The following is a 20,501-nucleotide window of genomic DNA, read 5'->3' on the forward strand; positions in this document are numbered from 1 at the left end:
AATAAGAGATTTAACATTGTTTTTTTCTTAAATAGCCCAGTTTTATAATCGACCCAACTAAATAAATTATTAACTTGATACAAACCTTGAATATTATACGATCATGGAAACATTTACTTTAAAAATTAACGGAAGTACTAAAAGCATAGAAGTCGACCCAACTACTCCCATGCTGTGGGTCTTACGAGATCATTTTAATATGGTAGGCACTAAATTTGGCTGCGGTATAGCACAATGTGGTGCATGTACCGTACACTTGGGCGACAATGCGGTACGTTCATGTCAATTACCTATTTCTGCTGTGGGTGATCAAGATATAACCACTATTGAAGGGCTTTCAGAAAATGGGGATCATCCTGTGCAAAAAGCATGGTTAGAGACAGATGTGCCTCAATGTGGTTATTGCCAAGCTGGACAGATAATGACCGCTTCGGCATTTTTAAAGAAAAACCCTAATCCTTCCGATGAAGAGATTGAAGGAGCCATGAACGGAAATATTTGTCGTTGTGGTACCTATACAAGAATTAAGAAAGCCGTGAAAATGGCCGCAAATAGTGAATTATCCTAAAAACTGAATCCATGACACACGTAAAAACACAGATAGGAAGAAGATCATTTCTTAAGAATACAGGTCTGGCCAGTGGAGGTTTGATCATTGGTTTCAGTTGGTTGAATTCCTGTAAGCCCAAGGCAGTACCTGAAAAGGAAATGGAGTTGGCTCTGAAAATGCCCAAGGAATGGTCAGAATTCAACAGCTATATTAAAATTGGAGAAAATGGTGTGGTGACTTTGATGGCACCCAATCCGGAATTCGGTTCCAATGTAAAAACTTCCCTACCCATGATATTGGCCGAGGAATTAGATGTGGATTGGAAAATGGTCATGATAGAGCAGGCTAATTTCCATCCTGAAAAATTTGATAGGCAATTTACCGGAGGTAGTCAAGGGATTCGCACGGGATGGCCTGGACTAAGAAAGGCCGGTGCCACTGCCCGTCAAATGTTACTAATGGCCGCTGCACAGCAATGGAATGTTCCTGTGAATGAATTGACTACAAATAACGGAACTGTTTATCATAAAACTACTGAGCAGGAAATAAGTTACGGTGAATTGGCATCCTTAGCCAAGGACATTACCATTCCAGAGGAGCAAGAAGTACCTTTAAAAGCAGTGAAAGACTTTAAAATAGTCGGAGTTTCAAAAAAAAATGTAGACACTAAAAATATTGTCACTGGAAAACCACTCTTTACCATGGACTTGCATGAGGAAGGGATGTTGGTCGCAATGATAGCACTTCCACCTTTTGGTATGAAGATTAAATCTGTAGATGACTCGGTTGCTAAATCTATGCCAGGAATAAAGGATGTATTTACCATAAAAACCTTACAGGATGATTATGAGCGTAACTTTTTTGACACCACTACCCATACCAAAATAGCCGTAATAGTAGGAAACAGTACATGGGAAGTAATGCAGGCAAAAAAAGCGCTACGAATGGAATTGGAAGAAATTTCGGATTCCGAATTTGTAATGGCCGGTTTTCGAGGTAAAACCACGATTAAAGTACCAGCCGGACTTGAAAGTACCGAGGAACATAATGAAAAAATGAAGGAAATGTCCTTGAAAAAAGGGAATGTTCTAAGAAGGGACGGTAATCCGGAAGAGGCGTTCCTAAATGCTGACAAGGTTCTAGAGCGAACCTATACAGCCCCCTATTTGGCCCATAACTGTATGGAACCCGTCAATTGCTTTGCCCATGTGACCGAAAAAGAAGCAGTGCTCTATGCACCGACTCAGGCTCCTGAGCTTATTTCCGGTACTTTGGCAGCTAGGTTGGGACTTCCGGAAGAAAACATTCATATAAACCTGACTCGAATGGGGGGTGGTTTTGGCCAAAGGGCATACGGTCACCATCTTGTAGAGGCAGCTGTAATCTCTCAAGAAATAAAGGCTCCGGTAAAGTTGGTTTATACTCGTGAAGATGATATGACCTATGGTATCTACAGACCTACCTATACCGCAACCTACCGGGCTGCCTTGGACAAGGACAATAATCTCATCGGTTTTCATGTACGTGGTGGTGGAATACCGGAACATCCAGTCGCGGCGAACCGTTTTCCTGCTGGGGCAATCGATAATTATTTGGCCGAAGGATGGGCTTTGGAATCTAATATTACCATTGGTGCCTTTAGGGCACCCCGTTCCAACTTTATTGCCGGTGCGGAACAATCCTTTTTAGATGAGCTAGCAGAGACCATGGGCAAAGACCCTATTGATTTTAGGTTAGAGCTGCTCGATAGGGCCACGCAAAACCCCGTAGGCGAAAACAATGACTATGAAGCGGAACGTTATGCCGGTGTACTTAAATTGGTAAAGGAAAAATCAGGTTGGAAGCAAAGTGAAAAGCTAGGAATCCATAGAGGGGTTTCCGCCTATTTTTGCCATAACAGTTATGTAGCGCAAGTCTTGGAATTGTCCATGAACGGTGAAATGCCCAGAATGGAAAAAGTAACGGCTGCAATCGACTGTGGTATTGTCATAAACCCCGATTTCGCAACCAATATGGCCGAAGGTGGCATTGTAGATGGCATAGGTAACGCCATGTTCGGGGAAATGTCCTTTACAAATGGTGTTCCAGACCATAAAAACTTTGACACTTACCGAATGATTCGATTTAACGAGGCACCAGAAACCATAGATGTACATTTCGTTGAGAATGATACGGACCCAACTGGATTGGGTGAGCCTCCATTTCCGCCGATATTCGGAGCTTTGGCAAATGCATTGTACAAAGCTACAGGTAGAAGACATTATAGACAACCTTTTATAACGGATAAACCGCCTTTGGTAGGGTAATTTGTCTAGTATTTATATTAAGTAAGAAAATAAGTTAATTCCATATATATTCTGATTTGGATATGATAAAATATAAAGCGCTATTTTTTTTAAAAACTGTATTTCTATGTATGTACTCCGGTTTGGCTCAACTACAAGTTAGCGATGAAAATGGAGAAAAAATGATGATAAGAATTGCAGCTCTAGAAATTTACCCAGAATATTTAGAGGATTATAATTCTATCCTAAAGAAGGAAGCAGAATCTTCAGTCCGCTTGGAAGAAGGAGTAATCTGTATTTATCCTATGTTTCAAAAGGAAAATCCGACCCAAATTCGTTTGCTAGAGATTTATGCTGATAGCGCTGCCTATCGATCCCACTTAAAAACACCTCACTTTTTAGAGTATAAAACGTCTACCTTAAAAATGGTAAAATCTTTGAAATTGATTGATATGGAAGCAATAGACAAAAAAGCAACCGCAAAAATTTTCAAGAAAATGTATGCGGATTGAAAATTCAAAAACTATATAATTATATAAAAACTAACAACGTATAGTGGGTTTTATAACTATAAACCCTATAAAAGTTGTAACTTAAATCAGTCTTTATTTAAACTAAAATATCATGGCAATCTTCAATCTAAAAATTAACGGAAAAACTCACGAAATTGAGGTCGACCCAACTACCCCAATGTTGTGGGTCTTACGCGACCACATTAAATTGGTAGGCACAAAATTCGGCTGCGGTATTGCACAATGCGGTGCATGTACCGTTCACTTGGGTGAGAATGCGGTACGTTCATGTCAATTACCTATTTCTGCTGTGGGTGAGCAAGATATAACAACTATTGAAGGACTTTCGGAAAATGGGGACCATCCTGTGCAAAAAGCATGGCTGGAAATTGATGTGCCTCAATGTGGTTACTGCCAAGCAGGTCAGATAATGACCGCTTCGGCATTTTTAAAGAAAAACCCTAATCCTTCCGATGAAGAGATTGAAGGGGCCATGAACGGAAATATTTGTCGCTGTGGCACCTATACGAGAATTAAAAAAGCCGTTAAAATGGCTGCCAATATCAACCAAAATACATAATAGCCATGACCCATATAAAAACAAAATTAGGAAGACGCGCATTTATAAAGAATAGCAGCCTTGCCGGTGGCGGACTGGTTCTGGGCTTCAGTTGGTTCAATTCATGTAAACCAAAGGTAGCAGAGGCGCTGGCCGTAGAAATAGAAATGCCGAAAGAGTGGTATGAGATTAATGGCTATTTAAAAATAGGCGATAACGGGGTGGTTACGATTATGTCGCCGAATCCTGAGATTGGCCAAAATGTTAAGACATCCATGCCCATGATCGTGGCAGATGAATTGGAGGTCGATTGGAAAAATGTCGTAGTTGAACAGGCCCCTCTTAATACCAGCCTTTATAGTTGGCAAATTGCAGGTGGTAGTAGATCAATAAGTAGTTCTTGGGAGAACCTTCGAATGGCAGGTGCTACAGCTCGCCAAATGCTAAAAGAAGCAGCTGCTAAGGCTTGGCAAGTACCGGTTGAAGAAATCACTGCGGTTGCTGGGGTTCTTTCACATGAAGCAAGTGGTAGTTCTGCTGGCTATGGTGAAATGGCATCGGCAGCATCTCAACTAGAAGTACCTGAAGAAGTAGAATTGAAGAAAATATCGGATTTCTCCATTATTGGAACGTCACGTAAAAATGTGGATGGCAAAAAAATAGTTACAGGAAAACCTTTATTTGGATTGGATGTTCAGCGAGAAGGCATGTTAATCGCATCGTTGGTACATCCACCTGCCTTTGGTATGAAGTTAAAGTCTTTTGATGCGGAAGCAGCAAAAGAAATGCCAGGTATACGTGATGTATTTTCTATAAAATTATATGATGACGACTACAAAAAAATGGCTTTCCATTTTACGGCTTTTAATGAGTTGGTCGTCGTTGTTGGGGAAAGTACGTGGCAAGTATTTCAAGCAAAAAAAGCGTTGAATATTGAGTGGGAAAACAATGCGGATATTACGGATACTATGACCATGTTCGGTAACGATATGAAAGTTACTTACCCTGCTGGCATGGAAAATTCAGAGAGCCACACTGCTAAATTGAAAGAATTGACCAGTCTCAATGCCAAAGTAGCACGTAAAGACGGTAATCCTGAAGCTGCTTTTAAAAATGCCGCTAAAATAATTGAGCGTAGCTATAGCTGTCCTTTCTTGGCACATAATACTATGGAACCCATGAATTTCTTTGCCTATGTAACAGAAGATCATGCAGAGTTATTAGGCCCCACCCAAACTCCAGAATGGATGGAGTCTGCCGTTTCAGAAGTTTTAGGCCTTCCATTAGAAAAAATAGATATTCAAATGACACGCCAAGGTGGTGGTTTTGGGCGAAGGTTATATGGTCATTTTATGGTAGAGGTAGCCGCTATTTCTAAACGCATGAATGCGCCTGTAAAATTGGTGTATAGCCGTGAAGATGATATGACCCAAGGTATTTATCGCCCTGCATATTATGCCACGTATAGAGCAGCTTTCGATGCAGATAATAAGTTAACAGCTTTTCATGTAAAAGCTGGGGGTATTCCAGAGAGTCCACTTTTTGCAAATCGTTTTCCCGCAGGGGCAATTGATAACTATTTAGCCGAAGATTTTACTGTTGATTCGAATATTACAACAGGGGCATTTCGTGCGCCACGGTCTAATTTCATCGCAGGTGCAGAACAATCCTTTTTAGATGAGGTTGCCGAAGAAATGGGTAAGGATCCCATCGATTTTAGATTGGAGCTATTGAAGCGTGCAGAAGAAAATCCTGTAGGAGAAAAGGACTCTAACGATTATGATGCTGCCCGTTACGCCGGGGTATTGGAATTGGTTCGTGAAAAATCGAATTGGAAACAAACAGAAGCTGGCGTTCACAGAGGTGTCTCTGCCTATTTCTGCCATCAAAGTTATGTGGCCCAAGTATTGGATATTGTCATGGAAAATGATATGCCAGTGGTACAGAAGGTAACCGCTGCCATTGATTGTGGCATTGTCGTAAATCCAGATGCAGCTTCCAATTTATCCGAAGGTGGAGTCATTGATGGCATTGGTCACGCTATGTATAGTGGCCTAACGTTTAAAGATGGCATGCCCGAACAAAGCAATTTTGACCGTTATCGATTGATTAGACATAAAGAAGTCCCTAAAAGGATTGAGACGCATTTTGTACAAAGCAATATTGACCCTACCGGTATGGGCGAACCGCCCTTTCCGCCAATAATGGGTGCCCTGGCCAATGCGTTATACAAAGCAACCGGCCAACGCCACTACCATCAGCCATTTATAAAGGAAAGGCAAATTATAGGCTAAACATAATATACTTAATAGTTACTCAAAAAGTATGAAAACAAGACTTATGTTTTGCTTTCATACTTTTTGTTGCTCTTTTAGGAGCACAGCATATAAGTACTCCTGATCCTTCTTTAACTTTGTAGCAAGAAAGCATTGTCAAAATTGCAAGCTATACTGCGCAAGGTGATTTAGAGAACTTAAAAATTGTCCTTCATGATGGGCTGGATAATAAATTCACCGATAATCAAATCAAGGAGGTGTTGGTACACCTCTACGCCTATGCCGGATTCCCTAGAAGTATACGTGGTTTACAGACTTTTTTACAGGTATTGGAGGACCGGAAAAATACAGGAATTTTTGACGAAAGGGGAGTAGAAGCTTCCCCAGTTACCGATCCACGGGATAAATATGACCGTGGAAAGGAAATTTTGGAAACCTTGGTAGGCCGATCGTTGGACGGTCCAAAACCTGCCTATCAAGAATTTTCACCGGAGATGGATCGTTTCTTAAAAGAACATTTATTTGCCGATATTTTTGAGCGCGATGTGCTTACCCATAAACAACGAGAATTGGTGACCATCTCGGTCATTGCAAGTTTGGGAACCTTAGAGCCTATGTTAAAAAGCCATTTAAATCTTTCGTTAAACGTAGGATGGCAGCCCGAGCAATTGCGGGAGTTCACCAAAGTACTAGATGGAACTACGACAGCCAAAAATGCAAGGGCAGCAAAACTGGTACTTCAAGAAGCACTTCATAATCGAACAGAATAAAACGGAAGCGATGAAAAGTAAAACCTTATATCGGACATTGTTGATTCTAGTCCTGTTTATTGGTTGTAATGAATCAACAGAAATTCATAAGGATGCTACCTTGTTTTCCAAAGGCGAAATAATAACCAATGAAAATTTTACGGGCACCACGTGGTTAAATATGATGGCAACACCAGATAGTTTAAACACCATGTATGCCGGCTTGGTTACCTTTGAAGCTGGGGCAAGGACCAATTGGCATTCTCACCCAGCAGGGCAAGTTCTTATTGCTACCAAAGGAAAAGGCTATTATCAAGAAGAAGGAAAAGCCAAACAAATTATGCTTCTAGGCGAAACCATAAAATGCCTGCCCAACATAAAACACTGGCATGGGGCTAGCCAAAATTCCGAATTTGCTCATATTGCAATATCGGACCGGGAAAAAGGACCTGCCAAGTAGTTTCAACCCGTTACTGCAGGGGAATATATGCCTTAATTATTTTATCCTTATGTACTCCTTTTTTCAATTTTTACCTAGCTATTGTAGTTTTTAATTAAATATGTTAAATTTAACAATAACTCCATTTTAGTTATAAAACTGTTTAATTATTAACCACTAACACTTTATTTATTTATGAAGAACACTATTAAAAGCTCCCTGCAGTTCATTGGTTGCAGTATGGTCCTTGGATCCCTATTGCTAACATCTTGTAGTCGTGAAACCTTTTCTAACGAAACATTGGAACCAACCGATTCCCAAGAATTTGACATTTCCCTAAGGACACCTTCCAGTGACCTTATAATTATTGATGATTTAGGCACGGATGCTCGTAAAACGACCGAGGCTCCAGGGGTAGACCGTGGTAGGTTCAATATCACCTTGAGTTACCTTTTGCCTCCAACTCCAAGACAACAGGAAGTTTTTGAAGCTGCCGCTGCGCGTTGGGAAAGAATCATAATTAAGGACGAGCCCTCATTTACAGGCACGCTACCTTCAGCCTTTCAAGGTTTACCACCGTTGGTAGATGAAGGTGTTGTAGATGACATTATTATTGAAGTGGTCCTAGCACCAATTGATGGTTCCGGTGGAATCCTAGGTCAAGCAGGTCCACAATTTGTACGTAGCGATGATTTCTTGACCTTATCAGGCGTTATGTTCTTTGATGTGGCCGATTTGGATTTTTTGGAAGAGCTTGATTTATTCGAAGAGGTTATCGTTCATGAAATGGGCCATGTATTGGGCATAGGAACACTCTGGAATACAGTACCCTTTGGTTTTGACAGAACATTACGAGGCGGGGATGATAGCAACCCCTACTTTTTAGGTAAAAAAGCAAATGTATTTTGGAATGCCGAAGGAGGTACATTGGAATTGCCCGTAGAGGGAGATTTTGGACCTGGCACTGCATTGGGACATTGGGATGAGGAAGTATTGAACAATGAGCTCATGACAGGTTTCCTTAATTTGGGTGAAAATCCATTAAGTAGAATTACTGCCGGTTCTATGAAAGATTTAGGTTATGGCGCAGCCTCTGTTGGCGAATCTTACGATCTACCAAAAGGTTCTCCTGGTGTTGCGGCAAAATCCAATCCTACTGGCTTACACATTGGTTCTATGGAAACCTTATTACAACCCATAGGTATCGTTAATATGAAAAAGTAAGTTTAGACCACTTTTTAATTGTTGGTCTTGATTAGACAAAAGATCAAAAATATTACAAAAAGAGCTTGTAGCATTCAATTCCTACAAGCTCTTTTTTTATCGCATAGTAATTAAAACTAAAGTCTTAAAAACATACTTTCTTAATGTTTTCCTATATTTCTAATACATACCCTCAAAGACGCTGCTTATGAAATCGCTTTAAAACAGTATAATAAGTTGTAATCCGAGTATTAAGCACTTCTCTTGCCATAAATCCTGTCATACACCAAATCGATGGACTTAAAAAATGCCTGCTTGGAGAAGGGTTTGGCAATAAAGTCAACGCACCCCAGCTCCCTGGCAATAACCTCAAAATCCAATTTGGTAGAGCTAGATATGAACGGTAAGCGATTTCCGTACATCTCTAAAAAGGAAAAACCGTTCATTCCCGGCATTTCAATATCTGCCATCACCACCTGTGGCTTGGCAATCTGTATATGTATCCATGCATCATAGGAATCTTCAAAAGTAAGTACACCGCCTACCAAAGGGTGTGCGCTGGCCAGTTTCTCTGCAAGGGATAGCCATAATGGGGAATCATCAACAATAACTAATTCAAGCTTCATAAAAATAGAATACGATTTTTCAAAGGCGAAAATTACCGCATACTTCAATTATGGAAAATAATTTCGGATGAATAGCCTGAAAGTTCTTTATAAACTAACGCTCAGTACCTAAGCACGGCTCAATGACATTTTTCTTCGGTCAATAACCAGGGCCAATTTGGGGTTAGACCAATGTAGGCTTACATCGATTCTCTACAAATTCTTACAAAAAAAGTGCAATTCCTACAAGATAACTATCAATATGCACAAAATTATAACTTCCTAATAATTAAGTAATTACATTTATACAACCAATTTCCTCTCATATATAACATTGTCCCGACACTGATCGGATTATCCTAGTAGGTACTATTTCTGCAGCAGATATTATTATCATCCGCTTCATAGTGCTTGCTAATTAAAAGCACCTGAGCGCTATATGTTTATTGTCGGTTAGATTTTTTATCCAGTCCCCCTTACATAGTATTAAAGTAACAACAGCCCTTACAGGCATTATTATAAACTAATCCTTTAAATAAGCAGTTATGAACAACAATCATGGACAACACAGTTTTTATGGCAAGAATATGCTATGCACGCTTAAATCCTACCAAATTGAATCCATAGGTAGGTTTGGAAGAATGTTCCGGGAAGTTTCGCCCTTATATATCAATCCGCTCGAGCTTAATAAATTGGGTGCACCTGGTGGACCAATGGAAGGGACCTCACCGGCACAATTGACCAGTGATGTGCCATTGGGAATGATATTTTTTGGCCAGTTTATTGACCATGACATTACGTTTGACACACAATCCAATTTTAGCAGTATCAACAATCCGCTAAAAATAGAAAATACCCGAACGGCCAATTTAGACCTGGACTGTATTTTTGGTGGCGGACCGGAGGACGAACCGTTTCTATACGATAAACCCAACGGTAGGGGGCTTTACCTGTTAACCGGAAAAAGCAACCAAAATCAAGGTCAAGCGGCCAAATTGGAAAAGCATGACCTCCCCCGTACCGGTACCGAAACTGCCATGATCGGTGATCCTAGAAATGATGAAAACCGGGTAATATCCCAATTTCAGTTAGCCATGATCCGCTTTTACAATGCAAACTATGATGCTATTAAAAACGCGGACCCCCATAAGAGTGCGGTTGAAATCTACGAAGAGGCACGTGAGCTAGTCATGTACCATTACCAATGGATCGTAGTGAACGAATTTTTGCCCTTGTTATGTGGGTCCAAAATTGTGGGCGACATACTGGGATCGGGACGTAAGTTTTACAAACCGTGCAATCAACCTTTTATACCTGTAGAATTCTCGGTCGCTGCATATAGATTTGGACACTCCATGATCAACCAGACCCTTAAGTTACAGCCTAGCGGGCCTGTCCATAGTATTTTTTCTCCCCAATTTGGTAGGGGCTTCGAGAAGATAAAGAATGAGGCACAGGTTATCCATTGGGAAACCTTGTTTGATTTTGATGGTACCTATCAACGTGCGGAAAAACTGGATACCAAACTAGCCGCAATCTTATTGGATTTACCTTTTATACAGTCCGCAAACCCTGCAGATAGGTCGCTTGCCACCCGAAACCTGAGAAGGGGGCAGAGCTTTTTATTGCCTTCCGGGGAAACTATTGCCGAGTGTATGCAACGAGATACCACAGAAATCAACGATGTCAAAAATTTAATCCGTAACCTGGCACAGACCCATGATATTAATTTGGAAAGCGGTACGCCTTTATGGTTCTATATCTTGGCAGAGGCCGAAGAAATAGGTAGAATTGATAGCGCTGGCAGCAAACCCGGCGAAGGGCTGGGACCTGTAGGTGCAACCATCGTTGCCGAAACCATTATTGGTCTTTTGGAAATGGACGAAGCTTCATACTTGGGCAGCAATAGGGATTGGTCCCCAACCTTAGGCACCAATGGTGTTTTTACCATGAAAGACCTTTTGACCATGGCCAACACCGCCATTGATCTATAATCAAGATTTGCAGCTCATTATTGAACTGTTATTATAAAAATTGTAGTGTTAAGAAAATAAAAGCACAAAAGTGCACTTCTTACTGTCTCTGTATTCCATAATCGGTTAAGAGCTGAAGGGTATACAGGGACTTTTTATTGAACCTATTATGTTGGTATGCTATAGTTTTTAGTCTTTAGGTAGGAAGAAAAGTAAGGTGTTTGAAACAGATTTTTATGCAAAATCGCTAAAAAGACAAAAAGTGTTACAGTAATTTTGTGGTTCAATTAATTACAGAATCTTGCTAGAGAAAAGACACCAATTACCCCAAGAACAATTTACGGATGAAGAAAATTTCATTTATTGTTTGGAAGGCGTTCAAGATATAGAAACCGACAAGGTTACCGAAGCTCAAAAAAGTTTGACGCGCCTGGCCATGAAATATGGCATAGCAAGTATTTATAAAACATGCGATACTATTGAAGGACTTGAGGATAGCCTGAATGCGCTGGTTTTGGATGACCATAATTTTAAGGATTATGAAATCATTTATTTGGTCATGGCCGGTGAGGCCAATAGTATCTGCCTAAACGATTACTATTACACCCTACAAGAAATCGCTGAGCTATTTGAAGGTCGATTAAAAGGAAAGATCCTGCATTTCTCCAATGCCAAAATTTTGGATCTGGACGAGGAGGAAGCACAATACTTCTTGGATATCACCAATGCCAAAGCTATTTCTGGTTATGGTAATGCATACAACGGAGTAAGTAGTGCCAACCTAGATGAGGCATTCTTCAACTTATTTAAAGAAGATGATGATATGTTAGATGTAGTCGAGGAGCTACACCAAAGGCATTACAATGTCTGTAAATTGTTAGATTTTAGGTTGTATTATTAAAAGTACCGTTTAGGGTAAAGTTTGATCATCCTATTTTTTTTAATAATACGCAGGAGCATGGTTTGTAATCCAACCCTAGCTTTAGTGAGTTTTAGCACAATTGAGTTAACCCAATTTAAAGATTATTTATTTTGTTTAATTATAATAATATATACTTAAACATTTTGTATTTTTGATGTATACTTTGTAGAGGTATATTCATTAGAAATATGAAAACTATGTTCGGAATATTTAAAAAGAAGTCGGAAAAAGAAAAATTGCAATCTCAATATGAAAAGTTATTGAAAGAAGCGCATACCTTGTCCACTACAAATAGAAAAATGAGTGATCAAAAAACGTTTGAAGCCGATGAAATAATGAAAAAAATAGAACTACTTGATTAATTAGTTGTTATTATATAGAACAACTCCAATCCATTGTTAATGACCTTTTTGAACATAGCCATTTTAATATCGAGCATAGGTTTCCTGTACTATGGATTTGAATGTTTATTTTCCCAAAAAATGAAAGATGAGTTTATTCGGTTTGGCTTAAGCAAACAAAGGGTTCTAACGGCATATCTTCAGCTTACCGGAGCATTAGGTTTAATTTTTGGATTTTTTATATCACCCTTATTAGTCCTAATTTCTGCCGCAGGACTATCGCTCCTAATGCTTTTGGGATTTGGGGTTAGAATAAAGATAAACGATAGTATTTCAGCGTCTTTGCCGTCGCTAGTTCTTGCGCTAATAAATCTATTTATAGCGTATCGTTATTACCAACAATATATTTCGTAATACTGCTACAAAAAGGCAATTAACAGGCATAGTGTTAAAAACAAGGCTGCAGGAAAAGATTTGAACAAAGGATCTTTAATCTTAAAATGCATAATTATAGAACCCAACAATAAAGCAGCCAACCCTAAGGCAGCAGGTTGTGTCAATCTAGGCACCCAAATACCTACGATAAGCAAAATGGCAAGGGTCACTTTTAAAAACCCAACGATATAGCACATCGTTTCAGAAAGCCCATAAACCTTGAATTCTTCAACAATCGTTTTAGCATTTCCGCCACGCCATTTTGTTTCTTTTTTATATTGTATTAGCCAAACATTGAGTATGCTTAGTCCAACAATTAATTGACAAGCAATAAGAAAATAATTCATATTAAAGTAGTTTTGTTTTAAAGGTCACTATTAACCTTCTTTCAAATATATTATTTTTGTTTATTTTTATTTAAAATTAGTTAAACAAAATAAACCGTGAACAAACAGGACTATAGAATACATATTGTTGGTGCCGGAATTAGTGGCTTAATAGCTGCCATTGTATTGGAACAAAACGGATTTTCTCCCATAATACTTGAAGCAACCGAAAGGGCAGGAGGTAGGGTCAAGACGGATATTATCAATGGATATCAATTAGACCACGGGTTTCAAGTGCTGCTTACCGCTTATCCTATCGCTCATAAATATCTCAATTTAAATTCTTTGGAGCTACAACGATTTTTACCTGGCGCGGTTATTTTTAAGAATAGGAAACAACACATTATAGGTGATCCACTTAGAGATATAAGTCTCATATTCTCAACGCTTTTCGCAAATATTGGTACCATTTCCGACAAACTGAAAATTTTACGATTAAACACAACACTTAAAAATAAATCTCTTTCAGAAATTTTTGCAACCAAGGAAGAAACCACCCTTACCTACTTAAAGAATTTTGGCTTTTCAGCAGGTATGATACATGACTTTTTTAAACCGTTCTTTGGCGGTATTTTTCTTGAAGACCAGCTAGAAACATCCAGTAGAATGTTCCAATTTGTCTATAAAATGTTTGGTGAAGGTGATGCTGCCGTGCCAAAAGGAGGGATGGAAGAAATTCCCAAGCAATTGGTCCGTCGGTTAAAAAACACTTCTATACAATATAATACCGCCGTAACTTCCGTTAGCGAAAAAGAAATACTACTTGCTAACGGTACTACGTTAGAAAGCGATTTTACGATCGTTGCTACAGCACCTAGTCAACTGATTGGAAATCTAAAGAACCAGCCTACGGAATGGCACGGTTGCGATACCCTTTATTTTGAAATCGATAACAGAAAAATCAATAAAAGATTAGTGGGACTTCTTCCAGAAACGGATTCGTTGATCAATACTATATTTTATCCTTCAAGTCTTGAATCCGAGGTAAGCGGAGCTAAGGAATTACTTTCGGTAACGGTAATCAACAATAAAGGATTATCTGGAAAAGAGCTTGTAAATGGCGTTCAAGAAGAATTAAGTACCTATTGTGGCATAACCTCCTGTACCTTCTTAAAACATTACCATATTCCCATGTCCTTACCAAAACTGAGCGAAGTACAATATGAAGTACCGCCTTCTGAAACACGATTGACCGAGACTATTTATTTAGCCGGGGATGTACAGCTAAACGGTTCTTTAAATGCTGCAATGCTCGCTGGCGAAAGTGCTGCGCTAGGCCTGCTGGAAAACTTAGAAGGTGTATTCAAATAGTTTACCGCCTTAAACTTTAAAATTGTTCCATTCAGCATCGCCCTAAATTCCTATGGTTTGTAAACCTGATGTGGAAATAGGTAGCACAATGTAATTTTAAATAAAATCTACCCAATAGCGGGTATTGTATACGGCCCTGTTCAAAAGTAGTTTTGGCTTAAAAGCAGACGTATGAAATTAAAAATTCTGATTGCAATATTTGTAATGGCACTTACAACACAATGTTCGCTCATAGAAATAGAACATGAGGAAGACCTGATTGTACAAATAAAAGGGAAGTGGAAATTAACATCCATCACCTTTGATGGAAGACAGAATATTACGCCTTGTGACAAAACTACCTATTCTGAATTTACGTTGGACCCGTACGATGACAAGGACTTTAATTTTGATTATTCGGGTGATTATATAGGTACTGCCTATTTCTATACCGAGGCATTGGAAAGCTGTAGTCCCGAAATCTTTGTAGGTAGTTGGGATTGGGACGATGAAGAAGTAACGTTAACCTTAAACATTACTGGAACATCTACTGGCACTGTTTACACCAACGAATTCGATATGGCTTATGGATATTTGGAAGGCAGCGATAGTATTGTGGATACCATCTATCTTACCTTTAAAAACGAGGACGAAGATTTTGAACGGGTATACTTATATGAGAGGGAAGAGTAAAGTTTTGTTTTTATGTTCTTTTTAGGTCGAAGTAGTTCAGAAACCCATGCATTCTGAAAATAATTTATTTGTAAAACAGATAGTATATACTACCTGCATACGGTCCACAGAATATTAATTCTTAGGGTCATAAATCAATGTTGGAACTATTGGCAATAGCTACAACTAAGCTAGGACTAATCTAAAATTAGGTTTAACTTTTTGCTATTTTATATAACCTCTGATTATGATACATTTTTGTATCATTTTGTTCCGCGTAAGGTAACTTGAGCTTTGGTTAAAGCGAAAGTTGGTACTGGGCTTCCTGAAAAATTTCTTCTAAAAACTTCCTTTAAAAATATAATGGAATACTGTTTTGCCGAACCCGCAGAGTGGGGGAGGTGAAAGTGTATGGAATGGGATTAATTACTATAATTTAAACCCTGTACACTTTGATTATATGTAATCAAATACTTGTTAACATTTATTATATTGTGTTCATTCCCCAAATCAGAATTATCCAAAAATTTAAAAAATTAATATATGGGAAATAAAATTGGGCGCAATGAAAAATGTCCATGTGGTAGTGGAAAAAAATATAAAAAATGTTGTCTTGAAAAGGTGAATCTTAAAAAATCAGATCGGGCGGACAAGACTCATCCCTTATCAAAATTTAATGTCCAATTTTTGATTGACAATATTAGTTCAAGTTCTCTTTTGCCAAGTAATTATGGCAAAAACATAAGGCTGGAACAACTAATACGTGAGAGTTTAATTTATGGGCAAAAAGATACTGGTTCCCATGATGTTGATGAATTAATAAAGGCTCTTAACAGTAATTATTCTTATAACTACCTTGAAGATCCTCCAATAAATATATTCACTAATGTTATTACTTTTTATGGAGGAGATTATCTAATTCTACCAGGTATTTCTGATGGCGGTGATTTTATTTTATCTAATGTTTTAGGGGCTATTTTTCATACGAAAAATAATCTCCCAGAAATTTTCAAAAATCTTGTTTATCAAATAAGTCTTTTAACTCTTAATATTTCTGATAAAGTATTAAAAGACGTAGATCTAGAAAGGTATTTTGAAGCAGAAACACTAAATGATGAAATAAATTTGGTAGAAGCTGAAAATCAAGAAAAATATATTAGTGCAATCACTTTTACCTATGAAGAATTGGAAATTTTATGTAATGAACTTCATATAAAAAGTGATATTATTAAACTTTTAGTTTTAGAGAACGATGATAATTTAAAAAATGAAGATTACAATACAAATCCAATTATTGCAAAGCCAATAATTGAAGTTGATGATGGCTATAAAGTTATATCGACAAGTAATATACATGTTGCTCTTCTACATGTTATTTTAGAAATAGCTATTTCTCACAAATGCTTAAATGAGCTAGTCAAAATTTATACATCAATACTTTGGAATAATATTAATGTACATCTAGGTCGTGCTGGTTATGAATTATTAAATGATTTCAAAAAACCAGATAACAACGGAGTTGATATTTATGAAGAATACTATAGGATTGATAAAGACAAAATTGCTTATGTAAGTCTTGAATTTGATGATGGGAAAAATTACAATATTTTGCATCCCTTTGCTTCCAGAGGTGAATTTGATTCTGTTAAGTTAGATAAACAAAAAGACCAAGTAATTAAAGAGTTAATAGAACAATATCCTCAAGACAAATTATTATCCATTAAGATTCTTGCAGGTCTCGGTAGAGAATACTTAAGGGCTTATAAAAAGCATGAAAAGATTAGCGAAATAATTTTCCCTGCATATTACTTTGATATTGTAATGAATTCAAGAAATTATGAAGCACTAGATTTCTGGAACTATTCCCAGGCTAAGGAGCATTTAACTTCTACAACACAACTCTCACCTTTTACCGATGAGATCAATCTATATGCGATGTACAAGGATTTAAAGGATTCATTCTACATGAATGATGACAAAAGACCAGATTTTATGATGGTTGATGTAGGTTATTCTCGTAAATATATTTACAACTCTTGTATAAATGAAGACCGGCATTCAATAATTAGAGAAGATGAAAGCGGAAAATTTTCTAATGTGCTTTGTACTAAAATTAAAAGAGAAAATAATTTATATTTTCCACTCGCAGAAATTGGCAAACGACTTACAAAAGTAATTACAGGATATAGACAGCCTATTTGGGTAGAATCTCTAGAAAACATATCTCATATTCCCAATGATTACAAAGGGATTTATATCGAATTCCTAGATGCCATTTGTTACTGGATTTGGCAAATGACAGATTATTTGTCAACTGTTTTAATCGCCCTAGGTTCTAATCCAATAACAATAAATTTCGGATTAAAAGAAAAATCAAAATTTCATGAGGTTGAGTTTAAATTCGATAGGGAAGAAGGTTTAGAAGATGATTTTGAAATTACCGTAAATGATAATATCATCAATATTATAATACCACATAAAATTCTACCTTATTTATATGGAGAAGATAATTTAGGAGAACAAATATTAGTCACAAAAATTTTAGCTGGCTTTAACGAGTTGGCTAAGAATAAATTGGGGAATTCAATTTTAACACCAGAGATAATTAGTGAAATAATAGAGAATGTTGTAAACATTCCTCATAAGAAAAAGATATATCGTATAAATACTAATAACAATTTACTTTTAGACCCAAGAGGAACCTCAAAGGTTAGGTACTTGCAAGAATACAATGTTAACAAAAGACTTGATGAACTTTTGCCAAAGCTTATTGAAGCTAAAATCATTGATGACAAAACTGAAACTATAGAAGACCAAAATAATTTTATAAAGAAAATGTCTTCTAAAATATTTCTACCAGACTTAATAAAAGAAATTGAAAAATACGATAGTCATTATCTTTTAGTGCATTTTATAAGGTCAAATGAATCTCTAATTTATAAAAGAAATAAGCAAATATTAAATACTCCCTCAATGATAGCTTGCTTTGTAAGCAAGGAAAAACAGATAGAAAATTTAAACGAAGTTTTTCAAGATATTGATAGAACTACATTATCAATTAGATGTTTAATTGAACATATTGCTGCTTGTCCAGGAAAAGGAAAGTTGATACCAAGCCAGGAAAATATAGATGATTTACTTGCTATGATGGATCAAATAATTAATTGGGGAATGATTGGTGATCAAGTAAATTATAATTTATTTGAAATAAAAATAGATGTTCTAAAATCTAGAAGAATTGGAACAGATAAGATATTGTCAGAAAAGGTATTCCAACCTTTTAGCATCTCAAAATCAAGCGAAAACGTTAATGATGCTATAGAAATTTATGCCAATAATTATGCCGATTTGCCTGAAGACAATGGTAAAGAGGTTTTTACAAAAAAAACAGAAGAAGCTTTCAAAGAAGAGTATGGAGTTACTTTAACTCAACTAATTCAATTTTCTCAAGCATTGAGTGGCATTTGTTTTTTTAAAGATCCAGGCTGTTCCATTTTTTATGAGGACGAGTTAATTTCAGAAATAATAAAGATTCTACCAGAAATATGTGAAAACGAAATCATTGAATTATTAAATCATTTTTCCCTAAGTAAAAGAAAACATATCATGGACCTCCCAGAAGGAATGGAAACCTATGACGTTTTTCCTTGGAGATATAATAGAAGATTATCCCTTAACCAAAAGCCACTTGTAAAAGTTTATGATGTAGAAAAAAAGGAAAACAAATATTATGTTGGACCTAGACAGTTAATAAAATCAGGAAAATTTTTACTTTATTTATTTAATTCAGGAAAATTAAGAACTAAGCCTGGAGGAAAATTAAATAAATTAATTGGCAGGAATTTAGAAAAAAAAGGAGAGGATTTTACAAATGAAGTCTTTAAATTTTTTAAGGAAAAGAGTGAATATTCCTTGATAGATAAGGAGGTTAAAATCAACACTAAATCTCAGTTAAAACATTCAAAAGATATTGGTGATATTGATGTTTTAGTGATTAATAAAGAATTAAAAAAAATCTATTTATTGGAATGCAAGAACACTGAAGCAGCCAAAAATATCAAACAGTTAGTAGAAGAAGTAAATAACTTATTTGGGGGTAAATCACAGAAAGGATGGTTAAAAAAGCATCAAGAAAGATATGAATGGGTTCTGGCAAATAAAGATTTGCTTGGAGCCAAATATGAAATTGATTTAAAAGAGTTTGCTGTTATTCCAATTATATTAACATCGGAACAATTAGCCACTGAATTCCTAAAAAAAGAAGAGTTGCCATTTAAACTAGTTAACATTTATAGTGTTAAGGAGAAATTATTCAAGGCTTTTGAAAACTCTTAATATAAATTAAAAGTATTTCCAAATTACCGTTTTTCATTCTTCATTTTATGTTGTGAAAAAAGAGAAAGTGATTGCTAGAAGAAAATGCGGGCCAGTAGGGGAGTGAATTTGTGGTTTTACACAAAGAGCCATTGTCCTGGGCTTTGTGTGGGGTGCGCAGCACCTATATAGCAAAGCTATTGAGACACAAATGGAGCGTGGAAGCATATTTTATTGAATTTTTGTTTCTTTTGTTTCAAGACAAAAGAAAATAAGCTTCCTGATAAACATGCACGGCCAATGGTTAATTTGGAAATATGGTATAATATTTGTACATTTGTATGTACATAATTTTGTACAATATTAAATCAATGTCATGAGAGCAATAACTATTTCCACATTAAGAAAAAGTATAAAGAAGCATTTTGACTATGTTTCTAAATCAATGGAAGTTATTATTGTGCCTAGAAGCAAGGGCGATGATGCCGTCGTCATAATGTCTATAAGCGAATACAACTCATTGAAAGAAACAGAACACTTGTTGTCTACAAAAGCGAATAGGACTAGATTAATGGAGTCTATTGAGCAAATAGATAAAGGTGAATTGATTGAGTATAATGAGGACGAAGTTGAACTAGCTAATTGATGAATGTAGATTTCACCTCACATGGATGGGAAGATTTTAGCTATTGGATTGAAACTGACCAACAAACTGCGGTTAAGATAAAAGAACTCATAAAGTCAATAAAACAGAATCCCTTTAGAGGCCTTGGTAAACCAGAACCTTTAAAGCATGGGTTAAAAGGTTATTGGTCAAGAAGAATATCTGGAGAACATCGATTAGTATATAGGGTTACTGGAAAAAAAGGTGTTGACCAAAAATGCACAATAATTCAGTGTAGGTTTCATTACGACGATAAGTAATTAGTCAAATCCAGTAAGTTCAGGTGAGCAAGTGCTTAGAAATTTACGCTTCGCTAAATTTCTAAG

The 20,501-nt window shown here is 36.9% G+C and carries 19 protein-coding genes; 17 read left to right on the forward strand and 2 right to left on the reverse strand.

Annotation, left to right across the window (positions count from 1 at the left end; genetic code table 11):
• Positions 1-103: 103 nt before the first annotated feature.
• From Q2T41_RS00375 to Q2T41_RS00410, 8 genes are all read left to right on the forward strand, one after another.
• A complete protein-coding gene (locus Q2T41_RS00375; RefSeq protein ID WP_304434145.1) occupies positions 104-568 on the forward strand; it encodes a (2Fe-2S)-binding protein in 465 nt (154 codons plus the stop codon).
• Positions 569-579: 11 nt separating this feature from the next.
• Complete coding sequence (locus tag Q2T41_RS00380; RefSeq protein ID WP_304434147.1) at positions 580-2,856, forward strand: xanthine dehydrogenase family protein molybdopterin-binding subunit; 2,277 nt, start codon at positions 580-582, stop codon at positions 2,854-2,856.
• 110 nt (positions 2,857-2,966) lie between these two features.
• Entirely contained in the window at positions 2,967-3,347 is a 381-nt protein-coding gene (locus Q2T41_RS00385; RefSeq protein WP_304434149.1) for a putative quinol monooxygenase, read from the forward strand.
• A 112-nt stretch (positions 3,348-3,459) separates the two neighbouring features.
• Entirely contained in the window at positions 3,460-3,927 is a 468-nt protein-coding gene (locus Q2T41_RS00390) for a (2Fe-2S)-binding protein (RefSeq protein WP_304434151.1), read from the forward strand.
• 5 nt (positions 3,928-3,932) lie between these two features.
• Positions 3,933-6,200, forward strand: a complete 2,268-nt coding sequence (locus tag Q2T41_RS00395) for a xanthine dehydrogenase family protein molybdopterin-binding subunit (protein ID WP_304434153.1) — start codon at positions 3,933-3,935, stop codon at positions 6,198-6,200.
• A gap of 242 nt (positions 6,201-6,442) precedes the next feature.
• On the forward strand, positions 6,443-6,952 hold the full coding sequence (locus Q2T41_RS00400; RefSeq protein ID WP_304434155.1) for a carboxymuconolactone decarboxylase family protein: 510 nt from the start codon (positions 6,443-6,445) through the stop codon (positions 6,950-6,952).
• 10 nt (positions 6,953-6,962) lie between these two features.
• Entirely contained in the window at positions 6,963-7,391 is a 429-nt protein-coding gene (locus tag Q2T41_RS00405) for a cupin domain-containing protein (protein ID WP_304434157.1), read from the forward strand.
• 174 nt (positions 7,392-7,565) lie between these two features.
• A complete protein-coding gene (locus Q2T41_RS00410) occupies positions 7,566-8,594 on the forward strand; it encodes a leishmanolysin-related zinc metalloendopeptidase (RefSeq protein WP_304434158.1) in 1,029 nt (342 codons plus the stop codon).
• Between the two features lie 230 nt (positions 8,595-8,824).
• On the opposite strand, the gene Q2T41_RS00415 is transcribed toward Q2T41_RS00410, so the two are convergent.
• Positions 8,825-9,199 carry a response regulator gene (locus tag Q2T41_RS00415; RefSeq protein WP_089260322.1) on the reverse strand — a complete coding sequence of 125 codons (375 nt, stop codon included), beginning with the start codon at positions 9,197-9,199 and terminating at the stop codon, positions 8,825-8,827.
• 524 nt (positions 9,200-9,723) lie between these two features.
• Between Q2T41_RS00415 and Q2T41_RS00420 the strand changes: the two genes are divergently transcribed.
• The 4 genes from Q2T41_RS00420 to Q2T41_RS00435 all read left to right on the forward strand — a co-directional run bounded on the left by Q2T41_RS00420 (position 9,724) and on the right by Q2T41_RS00435 (position 12,828).
• Positions 9,724-11,172, forward strand: a complete 1,449-nt coding sequence (locus Q2T41_RS00420) for a peroxidase family protein (RefSeq protein WP_304434161.1) — start codon at positions 9,724-9,726, stop codon at positions 11,170-11,172.
• Positions 11,173-11,452: 280 nt separating this feature from the next.
• On the forward strand, positions 11,453-12,052 hold the full coding sequence (locus tag Q2T41_RS00425; RefSeq protein ID WP_304434163.1) for a DUF6642 family protein: 600 nt from the start codon (positions 11,453-11,455) through the stop codon (positions 12,050-12,052).
• Between the two features lie 218 nt (positions 12,053-12,270).
• Positions 12,271-12,435 carry a Lacal_2735 family protein gene (locus tag Q2T41_RS00430; RefSeq protein ID WP_144800568.1) on the forward strand — a complete coding sequence of 55 codons (165 nt, stop codon included), beginning with the start codon at positions 12,271-12,273 and terminating at the stop codon, positions 12,433-12,435.
• Between the two features lie 39 nt (positions 12,436-12,474).
• Positions 12,475-12,828 (forward strand): DoxX family protein, encoded by a 354-nt coding sequence (locus Q2T41_RS00435; RefSeq protein WP_304434165.1) that lies wholly within the window; start codon positions 12,475-12,477, stop codon positions 12,826-12,828.
• A gap of 5 nt (positions 12,829-12,833) precedes the next feature.
• On the opposite strand, the gene Q2T41_RS00440 is transcribed toward Q2T41_RS00435, so the two are convergent.
• The gene (locus Q2T41_RS00440) at positions 12,834-13,196 is read right to left on the reverse strand and encodes a DoxX family protein (protein ID WP_304434167.1); all 363 of its coding nucleotides are present in this window, start codon (positions 13,194-13,196) and stop codon (positions 12,834-12,836) included.
• A gap of 96 nt (positions 13,197-13,292) precedes the next feature.
• On the opposite strand from Q2T41_RS00440, the gene Q2T41_RS00445 reads away from it, so the two are divergent.
• The 5 genes from Q2T41_RS00445 (at position 13,293) to Q2T41_RS00465 (ending at position 20,435) form a co-directional block, all read left to right on the forward strand.
• The gene (locus tag Q2T41_RS00445) at positions 13,293-14,546 is read left to right on the forward strand and encodes an NAD(P)/FAD-dependent oxidoreductase (RefSeq protein WP_304434169.1); all 1,254 of its coding nucleotides are present in this window, start codon (positions 13,293-13,295) and stop codon (positions 14,544-14,546) included.
• 171 nt (positions 14,547-14,717) lie between these two features.
• Positions 14,718-15,218: a hypothetical protein gene (locus Q2T41_RS00450; RefSeq protein ID WP_304434171.1), complete on the forward strand. Its 501-nt coding sequence runs from the start codon at positions 14,718-14,720 to the stop codon at positions 15,216-15,218.
• Positions 15,219-15,740: 522 nt separating this feature from the next.
• Complete coding sequence (locus tag Q2T41_RS00455) at positions 15,741-19,532, forward strand: YecA family protein (protein ID WP_304434172.1); 3,792 nt, start codon at positions 15,741-15,743, stop codon at positions 19,530-19,532.
• A gap of 355 nt (positions 19,533-19,887) precedes the next feature.
• Positions 19,888-20,157, forward strand: coding sequence for a type II toxin-antitoxin system Phd/YefM family antitoxin (locus Q2T41_RS00460; protein ID WP_304434174.1), 270 nt, complete (start codon positions 19,888-19,890; stop codon positions 20,155-20,157).
• Positions 20,157-20,435 carry a Txe/YoeB family addiction module toxin gene (locus Q2T41_RS00465; RefSeq protein WP_304434176.1) on the forward strand — a complete coding sequence of 93 codons (279 nt, stop codon included), beginning with the start codon at positions 20,157-20,159 and terminating at the stop codon, positions 20,433-20,435. The genes Q2T41_RS00460 and Q2T41_RS00465 overlap by 1 nt, the downstream gene beginning before the upstream one ends.
• Positions 20,436-20,501: the final 66 nt, after the last annotated feature.

This window comes from Maribacter confluentis (assembly GCF_030505015.1).
Classification (GTDB): Bacteria; Bacteroidota; Bacteroidia; order Flavobacteriales; family Flavobacteriaceae; genus Maribacter; species Maribacter sedimenticola.

What these genes read in the sequence shown, in the direction of transcription:
- Q2T41_RS00375 (WP_304434145.1), top strand. Translation starts at nt 104, where the DNA reads ATGGAAACATTTACTTTAAAAATTAACGGAAGTACTAAAAGCATAGAA.
- Q2T41_RS00380 (WP_304434147.1), top strand. Translation starts at nt 580, where the DNA reads ATGACACACGTAAAAACACAGATAGGAAGAAGATCATTTCTTAAGAAT.
- Q2T41_RS00385 (WP_304434149.1), top strand. Translation starts at nt 2,967, where the DNA reads ATGTACTCCGGTTTGGCTCAACTACAAGTTAGCGATGAAAATGGAGAA.
- Q2T41_RS00390 (WP_304434151.1), top strand. Translation starts at nt 3,460, where the DNA reads ATGGCAATCTTCAATCTAAAAATTAACGGAAAAACTCACGAAATTGAG.
- Q2T41_RS00395 (WP_304434153.1), top strand. Translation starts at nt 3,933, where the DNA reads ATGACCCATATAAAAACAAAATTAGGAAGACGCGCATTTATAAAGAAT.
- Q2T41_RS00405 (WP_304434157.1), top strand. Translation starts at nt 6,963, where the DNA reads ATGAAAAGTAAAACCTTATATCGGACATTGTTGATTCTAGTCCTGTTT.
- Q2T41_RS00410 (WP_304434158.1), top strand. Translation starts at nt 7,566, where the DNA reads ATGAAGAACACTATTAAAAGCTCCCTGCAGTTCATTGGTTGCAGTATG.
- Q2T41_RS00415 (WP_089260322.1), bottom strand. Translation starts at nt 9,199, where the DNA reads ATGAAGCTTGAATTAGTTATTGTTGATGATTCCCCATTATGGCTATCC.
- Q2T41_RS00420 (WP_304434161.1), top strand. Translation starts at nt 9,724, where the DNA reads ATGAACAACAATCATGGACAACACAGTTTTTATGGCAAGAATATGCTA.
- Q2T41_RS00430 (WP_144800568.1), top strand. Translation starts at nt 12,271, where the DNA reads ATGTTCGGAATATTTAAAAAGAAGTCGGAAAAAGAAAAATTGCAATCT.
- Q2T41_RS00435 (WP_304434165.1), top strand. Translation starts at nt 12,475, where the DNA reads ATGACCTTTTTGAACATAGCCATTTTAATATCGAGCATAGGTTTCCTG.
- Q2T41_RS00440 (WP_304434167.1), bottom strand. Translation starts at nt 13,196, where the DNA reads ATGAATTATTTTCTTATTGCTTGTCAATTAATTGTTGGACTAAGCATA.
- Q2T41_RS00450 (WP_304434171.1), top strand. Translation starts at nt 14,718, where the DNA reads ATGAAATTAAAAATTCTGATTGCAATATTTGTAATGGCACTTACAACA.
- Q2T41_RS00455 (WP_304434172.1), top strand. Translation starts at nt 15,741, where the DNA reads ATGGGAAATAAAATTGGGCGCAATGAAAAATGTCCATGTGGTAGTGGA.
- Q2T41_RS00460 (WP_304434174.1), top strand. Translation starts at nt 19,888, where the DNA reads ATGAGAGCAATAACTATTTCCACATTAAGAAAAAGTATAAAGAAGCAT.
- Q2T41_RS00465 (WP_304434176.1), top strand. Translation starts at nt 20,157, where the DNA reads ATGAATGTAGATTTCACCTCACATGGATGGGAAGATTTTAGCTATTGG.